Consider the following 16,803-nt stretch of genomic DNA (forward strand, 5'->3'; position numbering starts at 1 on the left):
GATTTATAATAGTCAGTTAGTTTACACCAGGCCTGGTTGTTTTTCATGCCTGGCGCACCACTCTCTTTAATAAATTGGAAACCCAAGATGCACCCTATTCTAAATGTAGCTATGATCGCAGCACGCGAAGCTGGCGAGCTTATCATGCGCAGTATCGACAAGATTGATCAATTAACCATCGAACAAAAAGACCGTAATAATTACGTCAGTGAGGTAGATAAAGCCGCTGAACAAACTATCATTCGCGCCATTCATAAGTACTATCCAGATCACGCGATCTTAGCTGAAGAAAGTGGACGCAATAAAAGTAAATCAGATTTTCAGTGGATTATCGACCCCTTAGATGGCACGACCAATTTTTTACACCAATTCCCACAATTTTCTATTTCGATTGCGGTAATGGAAAAAGGTAAACTGATGCACGCGGTCGTGTTTGACCCTTCGCGTGATGAAATGTTCTATGCCAGCCGAGGTCAAGGCGCACGGTTAAATAATCGTCGCATTCGTGTCACTGAGCAAAAAACACTGAACAATGCACTACTCGCAACGGGTTTCCCTTATTATCAATTTGACTATATCGATAGCTACCTAGCCAGCTTTAAAGCCTTCATGCTTTCAACAGCGGGCATACGCCGCGCTGGGTCTGCTGCACTCGATCTCGCTTACGTCGCGGCAGGCCGTGTTGATGGTTACTGGGAATTCAACCTAAAGCCCTGGGACATAGCTGCAGGAATTTTACTCGTTAAAGAAGCCGGAGGCTTATGTACTGATTTTGCAGGCGGTGAAAACCAACTTGAATCAGGCAATGTGCTCGCCTGTAATCCTAAGCTAATGAAAGAAATGACGCAAACCCTGGTTAAAACCATCCCTGCCGAGTTGCGAAAATAAGAAACCTATCGGATAAAACCACCAACGGGCTTCTAAATTACCAATGACATTAACAGGGCATCCTCTCGCCCTGTTGATGTCTGGTAATAATTCCTACGGACACCATCCAGCTTAAAACCTAACTTTAAATATAGATGACGTGCAACCAGGTTAGACTCACGCACTTCGAGAAGTATTTTTTGAAATGGACTATCCTCAAAACGCTCAATAAATGCTTTCATAGCCATTTGAGCGACCCCCTGTCCTTGAAAAGTTTGATCTATGGCCAGATTCAGTAAATGCAACTCATCTAAAACAGTTTGAACTACAAGATAACCCAAGGCTTGATGATCTTGATTCGAAATGACAAAACTAACACCGTCTAGCAAAGCCTGCTCAAAACCTCTTTTCGACCAAGGCAGTAAATGAACACGCTGCTCAACAGCCATTACCCAATCCAGATCCTGCTCATCCATTAGCCGCAAATAACTAAACATTTACAGAACCTAAGCGATAACTTTAACCAGGCCTGCTTGAATGAGAGCAAAATAAACCTCTCGCTTAAGCAGAGGCTGTTCAATTAATTGCTCAAAATGAGGTAACATAATAACCTGTGCGCCTTCAGCTAGCATTTCATTAATAGGATGCTCAGCATCCATAGTAAACACACGATCAACACCCAACTCGATAATTTGCTCAAGCGCTTCAAACTGCTGATCTTCAGTCTGCAAATCGGCGGTATCAAAATAGCGCATTTGCTGAAAATCATCCAAATGAAACTGCATTATCGCATTCCATAACAACCAGGCCTGGTTTTCGGGTTGCTGCCAAAGTACGCTCAACCCGCTTCCCAACAAGACCCAGGTTAAAGCAGGCTTATGAGAAGCAGTTTCACTCATTTGCCCTCCAACCCCAGTTGGATTTGCATCAGCATCCAACCTAGATTCAGCCTGATCGATTAAATCTAATTTTTGAAAACCAGGTTTGAGCTGCCAAGCCGTCACGCCCAAATCAGCCAATAACTCCACAGGCAGGCTTACGCTGGACGTCATTAAAACTAAACCGTATCTGGACGCTGCGGATGAGCTTTATTGTCTTCAATCGCAAACTTATTTAACGCATTAATATAAGCCTTAGCCGAAGCCGTCACAATATCTGAATCCGAGCCTTGACCATTAACAATTCGACCGCCCTTTTCAAGTCGAACTGTGGTTTCACCTAGCGAATCAGTACCATTGGTCACGTTACTTACTGAATAGAGTTCAAGCGTTGTACCCGATGCAATAATCTGCTCAATCGCTTTAAAGGTTGCATCAACCGCGCCACTACCTTTAGTCTGAGCTGAATGCTCTTTACCATTAACCCACAAGGTCACTGCAGCATGCGGCAGCTCTCCCATTTCGGTTGATACTTTTAGCGCCATTAAACGAATGGTTTCGTTTTCAACTCGCTCGATATTCGCATCTGTCACTAGCGCTTGCAAATCTTCATCATAAATTTCATGTTTACGATCAGCTAACTCTTTAAACAGTTTAAAGGCTTCGTTTAACTCCTGCTCGGTTTCAAACTCAATCCCTAACTCCTGCAAACGAGTACGGAATGCATTACGCCCAGAGTGTTTGCCCAATACCATTTTATTGGTACTCCAACCTACATCTTCAGCGCGCATGATTTCATAGGTCTCACGATGCTTCAACACACCGTCTTGATGGATACCCGATTCATGTGCAAACGCATTGGCACCCACAATCGCCTTGTTAGGTTGCACGCTAAAACCAGTGATGTTTGATACTAAACGTGATGCCGCTAAAATTTCAGGCGTATTAATGCGTGTATCCACATTAAAATAATCTTGACGCGTACGAATCGCCATTACCACTTCTTCTAAAGCAGTATTGCCGGCTCGCTCACCTAGGCCATTAATAGTACATTCTACCTGACGGGCTCCATTACTAACTGCAGCGAGGGAATTAGCGACGGCCAAGCCCAAGTCATTATGACAATGCGCCGAGAAGATCGCCTTATCAGAGTTAGGCACGCGCTCGATAATATTTTTAAACAATAAGCCAAATTGCTTGGGCACGTTATAACCGACCGTATCCGGGATATTGATAGTGGTAGCACCGGCGTCAATGACAGCTTCAATTACCCGACACAGAAAATCCAATTCAGAGCGCCCAGCATCTTCAGGCGAAAACTCAACATTATCGGTAAATTGACGCGCGCGCTTTACCGCCCAAACCGCGCGTTCAACCACTTCATCAGGCGTCATTCGCAACTTCATTTGCATATGAATCGGTGAAGTGGCAATAAAGGTATGAATACGACCTGAATTTGCCGGCTTAATCGCCTCACCTGCTCGCACAATATCGTTTTCAACCGCACGTGCTAAGCCGCAAATGGTTGAGTCTTTTATCACCGAAGCAACTGCTTTAACCGATTCAAAGTCCCCTTCACTTGCAGCCGGAAAACCTGCCTCAATCACATCTACCCGCATCTTTTCAAGTTGCTTGGCAATACGAACCTTTTCTTCTTTGGTCATTGATGCGCCAGGACTTTGTTCGCCATCACGCAAGGTGGTATCAAAAATAACTAAATGATCTTTCATGTATATATCTCAAATCAACTATTAGAATTATCAGAAGGCTCGCTAGAGTTAACTGGTGCTTTTGCTTTTTTACGCTGATCTTGGGTTTGCTTTAACCTAAACAGCGTCATCACCACACCGGAAATCGCATATAAAAATGCCGCCGTAAACAAAACCACCGAGGGCTTGAGTGTAACCACCACCACAATTAACACGATCAACAACAAGGAAATAAACGGTACCTTGTCTTTTAGATTAAACTCTTTAAAACTACTATAGCGAATATTGCTGACCATCAACAAGCCTGTTGCCAGGGTAACAAATAATGCAAAACTGGCTTCAAGCCCGGTATCGATTTGGTTGATTTCAACCATCCATACCAGGCCTGCTAATACTGCAGCGGCAGCCGGACTAGGTAAGCCCTGAAAATAACGTTTGTCGGCCACACCCACCTGGGTGTTGAAACGTGCTAATCTTAAAGCTGCACCTGCTGTAAATACAAAAGCAATAAGCCATCCCAGCTTACCAAAGTCGCTCAATATCCACTGATAAAGCAACAAAGCTGGAGCCAGACCAAATGACACCATGTCCGCCAAACTATCATATTCAGCACCAAACGCGCTGCTCGAATTAGTCATCCTTGCTATGCGCCCATCCAGCCCATCAAACACCATAGCAACAAAAATCGCTATCGCACCGGCGACAAAATCTCCGTTCATCCCGGCAATGACCGCATAAAACCCAGCGAATAAGGCCAAGGTGGTCATTAAATTGGGCAATAGATAGATACCACGTTCAAAAGGGGGTTTCACTCAACACCTCTAAAATAAAATTAGCCTTACATTCTACCTTGCAAAAGCGCGTTTGCACAATCCCAAGTTCAACCTAAGCCTAAACAATTTCGCCACGACCGACTGCAAAATAACGGAATCCCATGTCTTCAATAAGTTCAGGTTCAAAAATATTTCGCCCATCAAAGATTACGGGTTGGCGCATGCGTTGTTTCATTTGTTTAAAGTCCGGGCTCCAGAACATTTTCCACTCAGTCAGAATCACCAGAGCATCAACACCATCCAAAGCTTTATACATATCATCAACCAAAACCACACCTGTTCGTGCACCCCAGTGTTGACTAAAATCTGCTGACGCAGTCGGGTCATAGGCTTGTACCTGCGCGCCTTGAGCTACAAAAGCTTCAAGTGCTTTTAAACTCGGTGCATTCTCTACTGTCGCGGTATTAGGCTTAAACGATAACCCCCAAACACCAATCTTAATGCCTCGCAGGTCATTATCAAAAAAGCGCCATGCCTTTCGGAACAACACCTCTTTTTGGGTTTCGTTATTAGATAACACCGTGCGCAATAAATCTGCGTCATACCCCTTGCCCTGCAAGGTCGCGACCAAGGACTTGACGTCTGCAGCAAAACTCGGCCCACCAAAACCGCAACCGGGATAGAGATAACTAAAGCCAATCCGTTTATCAGACCCCAATCCTTGGCGCACTTCTTCAAAATCAACATTGAAATGCTCTGCATTGTTAGCCAACTCATTTATTAAGCTGATTCGCGTTGCTAACAAGGCATTAACCGCATACTTAGTATACTCAGCAGCACGTGTTGACATCACTTTGATCTGATCGGTAACACGATTAAAAGGCCGCATCAAATCGCGCATCACTTTTAACGCAGCTTTATCTGTGCCACCCAGCACAATACGATCCGGGCGCATGAAATTATCAATCGCCGAACCTTCGCTTAAAAAATCAGGCATCGCAACCACTGCGACATTGGCAACCACACCGCGCTCTGCAAATGCTAATTTTAACTTAGCCTCAAAACGATCCGCCGTACCAATTGGAAACGTGCTTTGGTTAACCACTAATACGTCGGATTTAACCGTTTCACCAATCAACTTAATCACTGCTTCAGCACGATCCATTCTCCAAGAAGGCGTACTTAAAATCAGTACTTGGCCATGAGCAATGCCTTTTGACCAATCTGCCTCAAATCGCAAACGCCCTTCTTCTTTTTGTTGTGCAATCAAGCTATTTAATCCAGGCTCATCGCGTGGCAAGCGGTTTGCATTTAAATCATCGACTTTGACATAACCTACAGGCAAAGACATCACATCATTACCTGCATGGGCTAGCGCGCCTGCTGTAACCAATCCGGTCAACTCACATCCAAACACTGATATTTTCATAGACTTTTCACCTTGTTTAATAGCCCCGCGGTAGAAGAATCAAAACTATCCACCAGCTCAGGTTGCTGCATCGCCTGGTAAGTTTCTTTTGCAATCAACTTACCTAACTCAACCCCCCACTGATCAAAGGGATTGATTTCCCATATTACCGACTCAACAAAGGTTTTATGCTCATACAATGCCACCAACATACCAAGCGTTTTTGGTGAAATGGTTTTCAGTAACAGCGTATTCGAGGGCTGATTGCCCGCATAGTGCTTAAAAGGCGTGTTAAAGCTGTTTTTTAAACTATCTGGAATTGCAGCATCGCCTAACATCAAGACCCGTGACTGCGCAAAACAGTTCGCTAAGGCCAGACGATGCTGATAGCGTAAACTTTCATTTTTATGTGAATGCGAAGTTGCATCATAATCATCACGCTCAATCGGTGCGATGAAATCACACATCACGCCTTGAGTTCCCTGATGAAGCAGCTGATAGAAAGCATGCTGTGCATTTGGCCCCACTTCACCCCATAAAATTGGACAGGTTTTGTAATCGACACTCTCGCCATCTCGATTTACCGACTTACCATTACTTTCCATCACCAACTGCTCAAAATAAGAAGGCAAATACTTTAACCGAGCATCATAGGGCAAGATGGCTTTGGCATTAATATTTAAAAAATTAATATTCCAGACATCAATTAAACCCATTAAAACTGGCATATTCTCAGCCAAGGGTGCACTTGCAAAGTGCTGATCCATTAAGCCAGCACCTTCTAGCATCTGGTAAAAACCATCCATACCTACTTTTAACGCAACCGGAAAACCAATCGCTGACCACATTGAATAGCGTCCGCCCACCCAATCCCAAAACAAAAGCTGGTTTTCAGGTGGAATACCCCACTCAGTCATCATGTCCGGCTTAGTGGAAACACCAATAAAATGTTGCGCCATAATAGTCGCTGGATTGCTAATGCGTTCCTCCAGCCAATCTTTGGCTGTTTCTGCGTTAGATAGTGTGTCAATAGTTGTAAAAGACTTAGAAGCCAATACAAACAAAGTCGTTTCCTGGTTAAGACACTTTAATAAATTAGAAGTTTGAGTACCGTCAATCGACGATATAAAGTGCAAATTCAGAGGAGACGCTTGGGTTTGCAAGGCATGGGTAACCATCAAAGGCCCTAAGTCAGACCCGCCAACGCCTATATTGACCACATCTGTAATAGGTTTACCGCTATAACCCCGCCAGTGTCCTGCCCGTAATTTGTTTACAATTTGTGTCATCTTAACAAACTGCTGCTGAATTTCTGGTTGAACTTGAGCTGCAAAACCCGACACAGAGGCCTCACCTCTAACCCTTAGCGCTGTATGCAAAGCGGGTCTATCCTCGGTATCATTAACCTTATCACCCGTCACCAAGCGTGAAATCCATTGCTCAAGTTTTTGTTGTTCAGCTAAAGCAAACAATCCTTCCATAACGGATGGTTGAATGCGGTTTTTTGAGTAATCCAAAAACAAATCATCAACCTGAACACTATAACGCACTGACCTTTCAGCATCATCTGCAAATAACTGCTTCAAGTGTACCTGACCAGCCCCCGACCCAGCCAACTCACTTAGAGCCAACCAAGCCGTTGATGAACTTACCCCCATAACGCCTCCTAAAAGATCCGTTTATTTAACTTAAATCCAAGCTGGCAAGGTACTTACGAAAATCAGCGCCCAGCACCTTATCACGTAAAGCATACTCTATGTTTGCACGCAAAAAACCTTGCTTATCACCACAATCGTAACTTTTTCCACCACTAAATTCATAACCAAACATCACTTCTTCGTTTAGCAATGCGGCCATGGCGTCTGTTAACTGAATTTCACCGGCAACACCTGGTTTAGTATTTTTTAATAACTCCATTAGCCTAGGTGTGAAAATATAACGCCCGACCACTGAAAGATTTGAGGGCGCCTCTTCAGGTTTTGGCTTTTCAACCAACTCAGTAATACGCAAATCCGCATCCAACACCCCAGCAATACCATACTTGTGAACTTGATCATCCGGCACTTGCTCTAAAGCAATCACGCTCGTGTGAACCTGTCGATAATAATTTGACATTTGTGCCAAGCAACCTTTCTTCGGATGATGCATCAGAACATCGGGCAACAGCACAGCAAAAGGTTCATCCGGTGCCACAATATGAGAGGCGCATAAAATAGCATGCCCTAAACCCAATGCCTCAGGCTGACGCACACTTATAAAATTTACGCCTTTGGGTGTGATTGATTTTAACGCATCAATACGGTCATGTTTGGCGGACTCAATTAATTTACTTTCCAACTCATAATGACTATCAAAGTGGTTTTCTATGGCATTTTTACTTGAATGAGTCACAAAAATGATGTCAGTAATCCCCGCCTCAGCAGCTTCCTGCACAATATATTGAATCAGCGGCTTATCAACCACCGTCAACATTTCTTTAGGAATCGCCTTGGTTGCGGGTAAAAAACGTGTTCCCAAACCCGCTACCGGGATGATTGCCTTAGTTAAACCACGATGCATCAAAAACTTTCCTTTTCTTAATTTTAACGTCTAACCCATATTACCAAAATTTCAGATGAATCGTCAGTTTCACAACGTAAATTCATCTGCTGACAAAATGCAGGTACGTCTTTCAAAGCGCCCCTGTCCGATAACAACAATTTAAACTCATTTTCAGAGCTATATTCCACTAGCGCCTTTTTAAGCTTAATCAATGGCATAGGGCAACGATAACTTGTTAGATCGACCTCAATCACTCCCAACTCCTTGCTACTTTCTCAATTATAATTGCGATTCTACTCGAAATAGGCTGACATAAAATGCTTAATCACAAACTCAAGATAATACTTTTTTTAACCTGTTTAGCAATCAGCTTAAAAGGCTTCACCCACAACCTTCCTGATCTCGGATCACCAGGCCTGGTTACCTATGACCGTCAAACTGAAATAAAGCTAGGTCGAGCTTTTACTCAAGCCCTGCACACCGAGGTTGACCTTGTCAAAGACCCTGAAGTCCTTAGCTATGTAAGACGAATTGGCCATCGTCTAGCTGAACATGCCCAAGATGGCCGCAATTACCGCTTCTATGTGATTAGTGATCCCTCAATTAACGCTTTTGCAGGGCCCGATGGCATTATCGGAATTCATAGCGGACTTATCTTGGCGGCTGAGAGTGAAGATGAACTCGCCTCGGTCATTGCTCACGAAATTGCTCACGTCACACAACAGCATCTAGCCCGTCGTTTTGAACAACAATCAGCGCTTAATATCACCAGCTTTGCATCATTGCTCGCTGCCATTCTGATAGGCAGCCAAAACCCGGGGGCAGGAGTCGCAGCAATGATGGGTGCAACAGGCTTATCTATTCAAGAACAACTTCGCTATTCAAGAATTCATGAACATGAAGCCGACCATTTTGGAATAGAACTCCTCCACAAATCAGGCTACAACCCACATGCGATGGCAGACTTTTTTGGCAAACTTTCCAAACAGCAACAAATTCATGAATTTCGCCCCCCCGAGATCTTAATGACCCACCCCGTTACCGACACAAGGCTTGCTCAAGCCAGTAATAGGGCAGCAAAACTGACGCCTTACATAACCCGACATGACTCCATTAATTTAGCACTAGTTCAAATAAGGCTTAGTAACCAAATAAAACCTAACAGCAACCCTATCCACCTAGAAACACTCCGCTGTTACCAATCCAGCATACAACATACAACAGCAAGCAGCACAGCTTTAGACTGTCTTAACCAATCATTAGCCAACCACCCTAACAACCGTCTATTAAAAACACAATTGCTTAGGATAAAAATAGAAAAAGAAATGGATCACAGCCTTAATGAACTTAACAAACTTCTAGAACTTTACCCACAAGACGAAGCGATGTTGTTAATCACGGCTCAAATCTACCGAGAGCAAGGAAAAACACAAGCAGCACAACAACTGATTCTTAATAACATTCATAACAAACGATATAGCTTTGAACTCTACCAAGAACTAAGTCAAAATTTTGCAGCACAACAACAATGGGCTGAAGCTTATTTGTTTGAAGCTCAAGCGCACCTGGCATTGGGAAATTTTGAACGCGCCAAACATCTTATAAAACAAAGTAAAACTTCATTACCCAGTATCAGTCCTGAACTTGCGAAACAACAAGCAAGCATTGAACAGCAGCTTAACCCCTAAGTACTAGTATTTAAAATGCAACAGGGATATAGAAATTACTTTATTGGGCAATTAAAAAATGCTATAGCGATTTAGCACAAAAAACTTGCTTTTAACTGCTAACTCCGTAAGCTTACACTTCAAGAGCAAAAAGAAAAGCTCAAGATAAATTTCATGATCAATAATTAATTCTTAATTGGTTTAGATCAATGAAAAATAATAAGAGACTCTTTAGGAGGAGAGAATGATAAATTCTAAAATCAACACAGCTTTAGCGGCTTTAACCGTATCTGCAGCCCTTGTTTCAGTGCCGGTTCATGCTGCAACCGATGCAGCGGCCAAAGAGGCTTTAGAAAAACGGATTGCTGAAGGCAAGGAATTGGCATTCAGCCGTAGCCAAGGTAACTGCTTGGCTTGCCATAATATCATGAACGCAATGGGGCAACCACAAGGTACGTCTCCAGGTACAATCGGACCAGCATTAGTCATGCCTGCAATCCGCTTTGGAACCAAGCAAAACCTGTATGACAAAATCTGGGCTCCAGAAGGCACTTTCAAAGATGCGCCTAGAGCGGGAGAAGAGATTCGTGTCAAATACAGCATGATGCCTTATTTCGGTGCATATGGTATCCTATCCGATGATGAGATTGGTAAGATTGTAGATTACCTATGGAGTTTAAATCCGTAATTTATTTTTTACCGTTGATTCTAAATAAAAATTATTAAAACCTAACTTGGGAGTTTTAAATCTTATGAAACGTAGATCATTCCTTAAAGCTACATTAGCTACTGGCGCTGCATCTGTTGCAGTTAGTGCAGGTCTTTTGACACCTTCAACTGTTTTAGCAAGCTGGAACAAAGCAGCTTTTGAAGCAAAAGATGTTAACGGTGCTCTAAATGGCGTTTTCGGTACGTCTAACGCTGAAACTTCAGCTGATGTAAAATTAACTGCACCAGCTATCGCTGAAAACGGTGCGGTAACGCCTGTTACTGTTGATGCATCTGGCATGTCTGGCGTTGAGTCAATCGTAATTATTGCAAGCTCAAACCCAACTCCATTGGTTTGTGAATATAAATTCCAAGGCGCTGCTCAAGGTTTCGTTTCTACACGTATTCGTATGGGTGAAACACAAAACGTTGTAGGTGTTGTTAAAGCGGGTGGAAAACTATACAAAGCTGAACAAGAAGTTCGTGTAACTATTGGTGGTTGTGGCGGTTAATTCTGCCCCTATTCAGTTCACTTTAAATTTATATAGCACAATTTTGAAAAGGAATTAAATATGTCTATCAATATCAGAACTCGTGGTCAAGTAAGAGGCGGCGTTGCAGAAATTAAATCATTGATCCGTCACCCTATGGAATCAGGTGCTCGTATGGACCAATCAACCGGTAAGCCATTCCCAATGAAGCTTATCACCAATGTTGACGTATCTGTAAACGGCAACAAGGTTGTTGACGCTCAGTGGTCTGCAAACATCTCTACTAACCCTTACATGCATGTAAACGTTGCTGCTAACTCTGGCGACGAAGTGACTATCAACCTAGTTGATAACACTGGTGAAACAGGTTCAGAAACGTTCAAACTAAGATAAGCTGTAAATGGGCATACGTTAGTGTGCCCAATATATAAAAATCATAAGAACAATAAAGCTCTCCAACGGAGGATTATAATGAAGAAGACACTTTCAAGTGCAATTGCCCTAGCCATCGCGACTGGCCTTGGTACGACTGCCGTTGCGGCAGACTATAATGCACACGCTGAAAAAAGTCGCACAGATTTAATTGATTATTTCAAAGCAAAACACCCAAATCGCCCTATAGATGACTATATTCACGGTATTTATGGTTATGACGCTGACCGTAAACTTCAATGGGCTGCTGAAGAAGAATTTCCTCAGTATCTGGAATTCGTTGAGCGCGGTGAAAAACTTTTCAACGATGATAAAAATGCCTACATGGGCTGTTTAGTTGGTTCTGACCAAGGCATCAACAAAATTCGTCCAAGCTACCCTTACTTTAACGAAGACCTACAAAAAGTCGTTACACTGGAAGGTGACATCAACCGCTGCCGCAAGGAAGCTGGGTTGAAAGAGTTTGGCTGGAAACGTGGCAATATTGCCCACCTTGGCGCTTACTTAGGTTATGAAGCCCGTGGTGAGATTATTAACGTTCAAATCAACTCTGAAGGAGCCGCTAAAGCTTTCGCTCACGGTGAACGTGAGTTTATTGAGCCTCGCGGCCAGTTAGGTTTATCTTGCGCAAGTTGTCACGTTTACAATGCCTCAGCTCGTGCACGTTCGGATATTTTATCACCGGCATTAGGTCAAGTAACCCACTTCCCTGTATGGCGTGGTAAATGGGCGCGTGCTTCTGGCGATGGTTTAGGTACATTACAACGTCGTTACGAAGGCTGTCACAAAAACATGCGTCATGAAGCCTACAAAGTACAACAAGAAGAATATAACAATATGGAATTCTTCCATACTTATATTTCTAATGGCTTGGAAATTAACGCACCTAGCTATCGTCAATAATATTAATTGTTTGTTGACAATAAAAAACCCGGTTTATCCGGGTTTTTTATTAGCGATATTTATATTTCAGAACTTATAGTCTAACAACTGCTCACCTTCATACAACCAATCAAATCCTTGACGCACCCATTTCTCAACAGCTAATAGTAAGGCAGGATCGTTCACGCCCATTTTCTGAGCGATCACAAATACCTTATCACGCTCGTCAGGACTAAAGTGGCCATCCTTATAAGAAATTCGCATCAGTTCTTGCAGCGTTATAATCTTTGCTTCATTACTATCCATCTTAACCAATAGCTCTGACATTTTTAGAAGAGATTTATTTAAATCAAACACAATGCCATATTTCTGACTCAATTCTTGCAGATACTCTATTTCTTCTTCTGAAACGTCATTATCCGCGGCCGCCATCATCACGGCCAGATCGAACAGCGCTTGGCGCTGCTCTTCGTTTAATCTATCAATAAACATAAGCACTCCTTAAGGTTTATTTGCTACGCTTTTCAATTTGCGAGACATCTCGCACCGCACCAAAAGCTGCGCTAGTCGTCATGGCTGCATAAGCACGTAATGCCGCACTGACATGACGTTGACGCTTCTCAACAGGCTGCCAGGCCTGGTCACCTTTTTGCTCCATTTTTTGACGACGTTGCGCTAATTCGTAATCTGACACTTTAACATTGATAGCACGGTTAGGAATATCGATTTCAACAATATCACCCGCTTCAATTAACCCAATATTACCACCTTCAGCCGCCTCAGGTGATGCGTGACCGATTGAAAGTCCGGATGTTCCTCCCGAAAAACGTCCATCGGTTAATAAAGCGCAGGCTTTGCCCAGCCCTTTTGACTTTAAATAACTGGTTGGATAGAGCATTTCTTGCATCCCTGGGCCACCTTTTGGTCCTTCATAACGAATAATGACCACTTCACCCGCTTTTACTTCATCGCCTAGAATACCAGCTACTGCGGCATCTTGGCTTTCATAAATACGCGCCGGACCGGAGAACTTAAATATCTCCTCATCCACACCCGCAGTTTTAACGATACAACCATCTTGCGCAATATTGCCAAACAATACCGCCAGGCCGCCATCTTGAGTATAGGCATGTTCGACCGAACGAATACAACCTTTTTCGGCATCTGTATCTAGAGTTTTCCAACGTTTATCCTGACTAAAGGCCTGAGTAGTGCGTACATTGCCCGGTCCAGCACGGAAAAACTTCTCTACTGCTTCCGAAGGTTCACGCGATATATCCCACAACTCAATCGCCGCCCCCAAAGTTGAGGCATGCACCGTATAGGTGTTGGGATCAATTAATCCAGCACGATCCAACTCCCCTAACAAACGCATAATGCCACCGGCACGATGCACATCTTCCATATGATAAATTTTAGAATTAGGCGCCACTTTCGCTAAACAAGGCACTTTGCGTGACATCGCATCAATATCCGCCATTGTAAAATTCACATCTGCTTCATGCGCCACCGCGAGTAAATGCAAAACCGTATTGGTTGAACCACCCATCGCGACATCCAGTGCCACCGCATTCTGGAAGGCGCTAAAGGTTGCAATCGAACGCGGCAATACGTTGAGATTATCTTGCTCATAGTATTCTCTGGCAATTTCTACAATTCTGCGACCCGCCTCTTCAAACAAATGTTTACGATCCGCATGGGTTGCCAACATGGAGCCATTGCCGGGCAAGGCCATGCCTAACGCTTCCGCCAGGCAGTTCATCGAATTGGCGGTAAACATGCCTGAACAGGAACCACAGGTTGGGCAGGCCGAAATTTCAACCGCTTCGACATCGGCATCCGATACCTTATCATCCGCCGCCATCACCATCGCGTCCACTAAATCCAATTTAATTTCTTGACCACCTAATACCGATTTACCCGATTCCATCGGGCCACCGGATACAAAAATAGTCGGAATATTCAAACGCATAGCCGCCATCAACATACCAGGTGTGATCTTGTCACAGTTAGAGATACACACCAATGCATCGGCGCAATGGGCATTCACCATATATTCCACCGAATCGGCAATCACTTCACGCGAAGGCAACGAATACAACATCCCGTCATGCCCCATGGCAATCCCGTCATCGACCGCAATCGTGTTAAATTCCTTCGCTACGCCGCCAGCCTGCTCCACAACTCGAGCCACTAGCTGCCCCATATCTTTTAAATGCACATGCCCCGGAACAAACTGGGTAAACGAGTTGGCAATCGCAATAATAGGCTTGCCAAAATCTTCGGTATTCATTCCCGTCGCACGCCAGAGCGCACGCGCACCGGCCATATTTCGGCCGTGGGTACTGGTTCTTGAACGATATGCTGGCATAGTTAATCTCCTTAACTCAATTTAGTTCGCCCATAATTCGAGGCGGTTTGTTATACTTGTCATTAATATAATTTAAAATTTTTGATATTTTCTCACAACTGTCCTATAGCATGAAAAAATCTGACATCGAATTTCTTAATAGTTTACGCCAAGCTTCAGGTTATGTGCATCTACATCGTGGCAAAACCTGCGTCATCTATCTGCCGGGCGATTTGTTTCTTGATAACCAGGCCTTGCAAGAATTTGCGGAGGATGTCAGCCACCTGCATGCTTTTGGCATCAAAATCGTGCTGGTAATGGGCGCCACCCCGCAAATTGATATCGCACTCGCTAAGGCAGGCGTCCACTGGCAACAGCAGCAGCAATTCCGCATCACCTCCAGCGAAATGTTACCGGTTTTACAACGCACGCTTGGCGAAGTCCGCAGCCAACTTGAAGCCGCGTTTAGTCGCCAACAGCCCCTCAGCGGCCACCCTTTAACCCTCTGCTCCGGCAACTGGGTCATCGCGCAACCCAAGGGCGTCATCAATGGCATTGACTTTCAATACACCGGCCAAACCCGCAAAATTAATGAGCAGGCGATTCGCGCAATATTAGATTCAGGCCAAGTGGTGCTGCTCACCCCGCTCGCCTACTCACTCACCGGTGAAGTCTTCAACCTTAATACCCTTGAGCAGGCCTGCAGTGTCGCCAATAAACTACAGGCCGATAAATTGATGGTGTTCACCACCGCGTCACAAATGCAAGATCTGCCCCGCCAAGTTAGCTTGTCCGATTTAAAAACCTTTCAAGCACGCAATACTGACCAACAACAGCTTATCGAATTACTCACTGAACAAACCCGCCAGGTGAAACGTATTCATCTGATGAATGAATCCGACCCCAGCAGCTTAATTATTGAACTGTTTAGTCGCGATGGGATTGGCAGTCTGGTCTTTACCGATCGTTATCACCAAATTCGACCGGCTCAAATTGAAGATGTCAGCGGCATTATCGACCTGATCACCCCGCTGGAACAAAAAGGCATGCTGGTTAAACGTTCGCGCGAACGCCTTGAGCTAGAAATTCAGAACTTCAGCGTAATGGAGCGCGATGGCCATATTATTGGTTGCGCTGCCCTCTACCCCTTTGAAGATCAGGCTGTCGAACTGGCTTGCCTAGCGGTGGATACCCACTACCAAGGCCAAAGCTTAGGCGAGCAACTACTTGCACAGCTTGAGCTACAAGCCAAGCAACAAGGATTCAACCGCTTATTTTTACTGACCACCCACACCCATCACTGGTTTATTGAACATGGCTTTGTGCCCAGTCCACTGGATGCCTTGCCAAGCAGCCGTCAAAGTCTGTACAACTATCAGCGCCAATCCAAAGTGCTGATTAAAGAGCTTACATGAATTTCAGCGAAACACCCTCTCAACCCATTACCGATATTAAACAGCGCTTCCGTGGATTTTTACCCGTCGTGGTAGATGTCGAAACCGCCGGTTTTGAAGCCAATAGCCATGCCCTGCTTCAAGTCGCCGTGATGACCCTGCGAATGGATGAACAGGGATTACTGCACCCCGATCAAATTTACCAAGAAAACATCCTGCCGTTTGAAGGCTCAAAACTCGATGCCAGCGCCTTGAAATTTAATGGTATTGACGACCCCTACCATCCATTTCGTGCTGCCAAACCCGAACGCACGGCGCTGGAACAATTGTTCGCACCGATTCGCACACAAATCAAACAGACCGGCTGTACCCGTGCGATTCTGGTTGGGCATAATGCGATGTTTGATCTCAACTTTATCAAACACGCCAGCGAACGCACCAAGGTCAAATGTCCGTTTCACCAATTCAGCACCTTTGACACCGTATCACTGGCAGGCCTGGTATATGGCGAAACCGTATTAAGCAAAGCCGTCGCAGCCGCAGGTTTCAACTGGGATAACAAACAAGCCCATGAAGCCGCCTACGACACCGAACGCACCGCGCAACTCTTCTGCAAAATCGTCAACCAATGGCCGTTAATTAAACCTGAATCTAACGCTTAACCAATAGTAAAAACCAAACAGCCTGCATAGCGCAGGCTGTT

The 16,803-nt window shown here is 44.4% G+C and carries 18 protein-coding genes; 8 read left to right on the forward strand and 10 right to left on the reverse strand.

What is annotated here, in order from left to right; translation table 11 throughout:
- Positions 1 to 87: 87 nt before the first annotated feature.
- Positions 88 to 888, forward strand: a complete 801-nt coding sequence (locus JX580_RS09095; protein ID WP_248850231.1) for an inositol monophosphatase family protein — start codon at positions 88 to 90, stop codon at positions 886 to 888.
- 32 nt (positions 889 to 920) lie between these two features.
- On the opposite strand, the gene rimI is transcribed toward JX580_RS09095, so the two are convergent.
- The 8 genes from rimI to JX580_RS09135 all read right to left on the reverse strand — a co-directional run bounded on the left by rimI (position 921) and on the right by JX580_RS09135 (position 8,430).
- Positions 921 to 1,364, reverse strand: a complete 444-nt coding sequence (gene rimI / locus JX580_RS09100) for a ribosomal protein S18-alanine N-acetyltransferase (RefSeq protein ID WP_248850232.1) — start codon at positions 1,362 to 1,364, stop codon at positions 921 to 923.
- Between the two features lie 9 nt (positions 1,365 to 1,373).
- Positions 1,374 to 1,919 (reverse strand): hypothetical protein, encoded by a 546-nt coding sequence (locus JX580_RS09105; RefSeq protein WP_248850233.1) that lies wholly within the window; start codon positions 1,917 to 1,919, stop codon positions 1,374 to 1,376.
- A 5-nt stretch (positions 1,920 to 1,924) separates the two neighbouring features.
- Positions 1,925 to 3,475 (reverse strand): 2-isopropylmalate synthase, encoded by a 1,551-nt coding sequence (locus JX580_RS09110; RefSeq protein WP_248850234.1) that lies wholly within the window; start codon positions 3,473 to 3,475, stop codon positions 1,925 to 1,927.
- Positions 3,476 to 3,489: 14 nt separating this feature from the next.
- Entirely contained in the window at positions 3,490 to 4,266 is a 777-nt protein-coding gene (gene pssA, locus JX580_RS09115; RefSeq protein ID WP_349251686.1) for a CDP-diacylglycerol--serine O-phosphatidyltransferase, read from the reverse strand.
- Between the two features lie 79 nt (positions 4,267 to 4,345).
- Complete coding sequence (locus JX580_RS09120) at positions 4,346 to 5,656, reverse strand: UDP-glucose dehydrogenase family protein (RefSeq protein ID WP_248850235.1); 1,311 nt, start codon at positions 5,654 to 5,656, stop codon at positions 4,346 to 4,348.
- Positions 5,653 to 7,293, reverse strand: a complete 1,641-nt coding sequence (gene pgi, locus JX580_RS09125; RefSeq protein WP_248850236.1) for a glucose-6-phosphate isomerase — start codon at positions 7,291 to 7,293, stop codon at positions 5,653 to 5,655. Before pgi ends, JX580_RS09120 begins: the two co-directional genes overlap by 4 nt.
- 25 nt (positions 7,294 to 7,318) lie before the next feature.
- Positions 7,319 to 8,194 carry a UTP--glucose-1-phosphate uridylyltransferase GalU gene (gene galU, locus JX580_RS09130; protein WP_248851914.1) on the reverse strand — a complete coding sequence of 292 codons (876 nt, stop codon included), beginning with the start codon at positions 8,192 to 8,194 and terminating at the stop codon, positions 7,319 to 7,321.
- Positions 8,195 to 8,217: 23 nt separating this feature from the next.
- The gene (locus JX580_RS09135; protein WP_248850237.1) at positions 8,218 to 8,430 is read right to left on the reverse strand and encodes a sulfurtransferase TusA family protein; all 213 of its coding nucleotides are present in this window, start codon (positions 8,428 to 8,430) and stop codon (positions 8,218 to 8,220) included.
- Positions 8,431 to 8,493: 63 nt separating this feature from the next.
- Here JX580_RS09135 and JX580_RS09140 point away from each other — a divergent pair, with 63 nt between their 5' ends.
- The 5 genes from JX580_RS09140 to soxA all read left to right on the forward strand — a co-directional run bounded on the left by JX580_RS09140 (position 8,494) and on the right by soxA (position 12,377).
- A complete protein-coding gene (locus JX580_RS09140; protein ID WP_248850238.1) occupies positions 8,494 to 9,864 on the forward strand; it encodes a M48 family metallopeptidase in 1,371 nt (456 codons plus the stop codon).
- A gap of 223 nt (positions 9,865 to 10,087) precedes the next feature.
- Positions 10,088 to 10,531: a c-type cytochrome gene (locus JX580_RS09145; protein ID WP_248850239.1), complete on the forward strand. Its 444-nt coding sequence runs from the start codon at positions 10,088 to 10,090 to the stop codon at positions 10,529 to 10,531.
- Positions 10,532 to 10,595: 64 nt separating this feature from the next.
- Complete coding sequence (gene soxY / locus JX580_RS09150) at positions 10,596 to 11,063, forward strand: thiosulfate oxidation carrier protein SoxY (RefSeq protein WP_248850240.1); 468 nt, start codon at positions 10,596 to 10,598, stop codon at positions 11,061 to 11,063.
- 60 nt (positions 11,064 to 11,123) lie between these two features.
- Positions 11,124 to 11,435, forward strand: coding sequence for a thiosulfate oxidation carrier complex protein SoxZ (gene soxZ / locus JX580_RS09155; RefSeq protein WP_248850241.1), 312 nt, complete (start codon positions 11,124 to 11,126; stop codon positions 11,433 to 11,435).
- Positions 11,436 to 11,513: 78 nt separating this feature from the next.
- Positions 11,514 to 12,377: a sulfur oxidation c-type cytochrome SoxA gene (gene soxA, locus JX580_RS09160; RefSeq protein WP_248850242.1), complete on the forward strand. Its 864-nt coding sequence runs from the start codon at positions 11,514 to 11,516 to the stop codon at positions 12,375 to 12,377.
- A gap of 66 nt (positions 12,378 to 12,443) precedes the next feature.
- Here the strand turns inward: soxA and JX580_RS09165 are convergent, their stop codons facing one another.
- Positions 12,444 to 12,848, reverse strand: a complete 405-nt coding sequence (locus tag JX580_RS09165; RefSeq protein WP_248850243.1) for a TerB family tellurite resistance protein — start codon at positions 12,846 to 12,848, stop codon at positions 12,444 to 12,446.
- 16 nt (positions 12,849 to 12,864) lie between these two features.
- Entirely contained in the window at positions 12,865 to 14,727 is a 1,863-nt protein-coding gene (ilvD, locus tag JX580_RS09170) for a dihydroxy-acid dehydratase (protein WP_248850244.1), read from the reverse strand.
- Positions 14,728 to 14,837: 110 nt separating this feature from the next.
- Here ilvD and argA point away from each other — a divergent pair, with 110 nt between their 5' ends.
- A complete protein-coding gene (gene argA, locus JX580_RS09175; RefSeq protein ID WP_248850245.1) occupies positions 14,838 to 16,121 on the forward strand; it encodes an amino-acid N-acetyltransferase in 1,284 nt (427 codons plus the stop codon).
- A complete protein-coding gene (gene rnt / locus JX580_RS09180; RefSeq protein ID WP_248850246.1) occupies positions 16,118 to 16,762 on the forward strand; it encodes a ribonuclease T in 645 nt (214 codons plus the stop codon). Before argA ends, rnt begins: the two co-directional genes overlap by 4 nt.
- Positions 16,763 to 16,803: the final 41 nt, after the last annotated feature.

The sequence above is a fragment of the Thiomicrospira microaerophila genome (genome assembly GCF_023278225.1).
Taxonomy (GTDB): domain Bacteria; phylum Pseudomonadota; class Gammaproteobacteria; order Thiomicrospirales; family Thiomicrospiraceae; genus Thiomicrospira; species Thiomicrospira microaerophila_A.

Coding starts and splice junctions, on each gene's coding strand:
- JX580_RS09095 (WP_248850231.1), top strand. CDS start 88: ATGCACCCTATTCTAAATGTAGCTATGATCGCAGCACGCGAAGCTGGC.
- rimI (WP_248850232.1), bottom strand. CDS start 1,364: ATGTTTAGTTATTTGCGGCTAATGGATGAGCAGGATCTGGATTGGGTA.
- JX580_RS09105 (WP_248850233.1), bottom strand. CDS start 1,919: ATGACGTCCAGCGTAAGCCTGCCTGTGGAGTTATTGGCTGATTTGGGC.
- JX580_RS09110 (WP_248850234.1), bottom strand. CDS start 3,475: ATGAAAGATCATTTAGTTATTTTTGATACCACCTTGCGTGATGGCGAA.
- JX580_RS09120 (WP_248850235.1), bottom strand. CDS start 5,656: ATGAAAATATCAGTGTTTGGATGTGAGTTGACCGGATTGGTTACAGCA.
- pgi (WP_248850236.1), bottom strand. CDS start 7,293: ATGGGGGTAAGTTCATCAACGGCTTGGTTGGCTCTAAGTGAGTTGGCT.
- galU (WP_248851914.1), bottom strand. CDS start 8,194: ATGCATCGTGGTTTAACTAAGGCAATCATCCCGGTAGCGGGTTTGGGA.
- JX580_RS09140 (WP_248850238.1), top strand. CDS start 8,494: ATGCTTAATCACAAACTCAAGATAATACTTTTTTTAACCTGTTTAGCA.
- JX580_RS09145 (WP_248850239.1), top strand. CDS start 10,088: ATGATAAATTCTAAAATCAACACAGCTTTAGCGGCTTTAACCGTATCT.
- soxY (WP_248850240.1), top strand. CDS start 10,596: ATGAAACGTAGATCATTCCTTAAAGCTACATTAGCTACTGGCGCTGCA.
- soxZ (WP_248850241.1), top strand. CDS start 11,124: ATGTCTATCAATATCAGAACTCGTGGTCAAGTAAGAGGCGGCGTTGCA.
- soxA (WP_248850242.1), top strand. CDS start 11,514: ATGAAGAAGACACTTTCAAGTGCAATTGCCCTAGCCATCGCGACTGGC.
- JX580_RS09165 (WP_248850243.1), bottom strand. CDS start 12,848: ATGTTTATTGATAGATTAAACGAAGAGCAGCGCCAAGCGCTGTTCGAT.
- ilvD (WP_248850244.1), bottom strand. CDS start 14,727: ATGCCAGCATATCGTTCAAGAACCAGTACCCACGGCCGAAATATGGCC.
- argA (WP_248850245.1), top strand. CDS start 14,838: ATGAAAAAATCTGACATCGAATTTCTTAATAGTTTACGCCAAGCTTCA.
- rnt (WP_248850246.1), top strand. CDS start 16,118: ATGAATTTCAGCGAAACACCCTCTCAACCCATTACCGATATTAAACAG.